Annotated in this window: 3 protein-coding genes; all 3 read left to right on the top strand. The window is 72.3% G+C overall.

All coding sequences use genetic code 11. From position 1 onward, the window contains the following. Positions 1 to 406: 406 nt before the first annotated feature. Positions 407 to 1,015 (top strand): hypothetical protein, encoded by a 609-nt coding sequence (locus tag ACZ6O0_RS29655; RefSeq protein ID WP_465768281.1) that lies wholly within the window; start codon positions 407 to 409, stop codon positions 1,013 to 1,015. A 48-nt stretch (positions 1,016 to 1,063) separates the two neighbouring features. Then, a complete protein-coding gene (locus tag ACZ6O0_RS29650) occupies positions 1,064 to 1,720 on the top strand; it encodes a hypothetical protein (RefSeq protein WP_465768280.1) in 657 nt (218 codons plus the stop codon). After that, the coding region (locus ACZ6O0_RS29645) for a hypothetical protein (protein WP_465768279.1) at positions 1,717 to 2,472 on the top strand (756 nt) is incomplete at its 3' end. The genes ACZ6O0_RS29650 and ACZ6O0_RS29645, both read left to right, overlap by 4 nt.

The following is a 2,472-nucleotide window of genomic DNA, read 5'->3' as shown; positions in this document are numbered from 1 at the left end:
CGCCGATGGTACTGCGACCGGGAGGTCGTGGGAGAGTAGGACGCCGCCGGACATTCACACTGTTAAGGGCCACCCCACTGGGGTGGCCCTTAACATTTTGTCCGGAAGTTCAGGCACGTGTCGTGCCGGCAGCCGTCACGTCCACGCGCGCCCTCGATGGGGCTGCACGGCGTCGGTGGCGGTAGGTTTGTGCGGTTACCGCACCACAGGATCGTCTGTACAGCATCGTTAGGAGTCACCGTGGCTACGCCACCTCGCAATTCTCGCTCCGGCTCCGGGGACCCTCGTGGGTCGTCCGGTGGCGCCGGAGGTTCTGGTCGCTCTGGTGGCGGCCGGTCTGACTCCGCGGGCGGTCGTTCGGGCTTCAGCTCCGGACGCTCGAGCTCTGGCGGCTCGAGCTCCGGCGGTGGACGGCCGAGCTCAGGCGGTGGACGCGCCGGCGGCGGCGCCGGGCGATCCGGCGGTAGTGCTGGCCGCCCCGGTGGTGCTGCCGGCCGATCCGGCGGTAATGCAGGTTGGTCTGGAGGCGGCACCGGCCGCTCCGGTGGACCCGGTACGGGCACGGGCCGCTCCGGTGGGTCCGGTACGGGGGCTGGCCGCTCCGGTGGATCCGGTACGGGCGCGAGCCGCGCCGGTGGATCCGGTCCGAGCGCGGGTCGCTCTGGCGGTGGAGCTGGCCGATCCGGTGGACCGGCTGGTCGATCTGGTGGCGGTGCCGGCTGGTCCGGTGGTTCTGGCGGGTCTGGGGGCGCTGCGCGTTCCGGATCTGGTGCTGGGCGCTCTGGTGGTGCCGGTGGGCGGGGCGGTTCTGGCGGACAGTCGTCGGGTGGGTACTCCGGTGGCTACCGAGGACCCTCTAATCGTGGTGATGGGCCGCGGGCGGGTGGGCCGCGGGGAGGTTCGCGTGATGAGCGGTCCGGGGATCGCGACGAGAGCCGCTACGACAACCGGCGGGGGTACGCCGGGTCGCGGGGCGGTGACAAGGCTGAGCGGGATCCGTTCCGTGGGCAGTTGAGCGATCGGGACGACCGCGGGCGTGGTGCCGGCCGGGACGACCGGAGCGGTGGACCTCGCCGTACGGACGACCGCAAGGGTGCGGGTCGCGGTGGTCCGCGTCGGGATGAGCGCGGCTTCCGCCGCGACGACCGGCCGGACCGGGACGACCGTGGCAGCTACGACCGCGGAGGACGCGACGACCGCGGCGGCTACCGCCGCGACGAGCGTTCCGGTGGCGACAGCTACCGGCGTGACGAGCGGTCGGGTAGTGGCGATCGCGGTGGCTATCGGCGTGATGACCGCGCTGGCGGTGGCGACCGTGGCGGTTACCAGCGGGATGAGCGTTCCGGTGGGGGCGATCGCGGTGGTTACCGGCGTGATGACCGCGCTGGCGGTGGCGACCGTGGCGGTTACCAGCGGGATGAGCGTTCCGGTGGTGACCGGGGTGGCTATCGGCGCGATGAGCGTAGTGGTTATCAGCGGGATGACCGGGGTGGTCGGGATGAGCGGCCGGGTCGGGATGGGGTCCGGGGTGGTTCGACTCGGGGGAGTGGGCCGGCTCGGGGCGAGCGTGGGGCGTTCCGGCGGGATGAGCGTGGCGGTCGCGACGAGCGGCGGGGTGGGCCTCGGCGGGACGACCGGGGCGAGGAGAAGGCTGGGCCGCGGCGGGACGATCCGGCGATTCCGGAGGGGATCACCGGGGCCGAGCTCGATCGCTCGGTGAAGGCCGAGCTGCGGTCGTTGCCGCGGACGCTGGCTGATCTGGTCGCACAGCATCTGGTCGCCTCCGGGCGGTTCCTCGACGACGACCCGGAGCGCGCGTACCAGCATGCCCGGACTGCTCGGCGGTTGGCTGCGCGGCTGGGCGGCGTACGGGAGGCTGTGGCGATCACGGCGTACCTGGCTGAGCATTACGACGAGGCGCTGACGGAGTTCCGGGCGGTTCGGCGGATGACCGGGAACCATGAGGTGCTGGCGATGATGGCCGACTGCGAGCGGGCGCTCGGGCGGCCGGACAAGGCGCTGGCACTGACGAAGGACAAGCACGTCCACGAGCTGTCGGAGGCGACGCAGATCGAGCTGCTGATCGTGGCGGCCGGCGCGCGGCGCGATATGGGGCAGACCGCGGCGGCGATCCAGACGCTCGAGGTGCCGGAGCTGACCAAGCGGACGCGGGCCGAGTGGTTGCCGCGCCTGCGCTATGCGTACGCCGATGCGCTCGAGGCGGCCGGACGGACGGAGGACGCGCTGATCTGGTTCCACCGGGCGGCGGGGTCCGACGGCGACGGGGTCACCGGAGCTGCTGAGCGTGCCGCCCAGCTCGAGGGCCTCGAGTTCACCGACCTCGACGAGGACGACACCGTCGTCGACGACGAGTACTTCGAGCCGCTGTCCGACGAGGACGAGGCCGACGAGGACGCCGACGTGGCCGACGAGCTGGCTGAGGAGGCTGAGGAGCTCGCTGACGAGCTCGAC

This window comes from Kribbella sp. NPDC048837 (assembly GCF_055586945.1).
The sequence above is the reverse complement of the archived record's forward strand: the minus strand, read 5'-3'. Positions and strand labels throughout refer to the sequence as shown.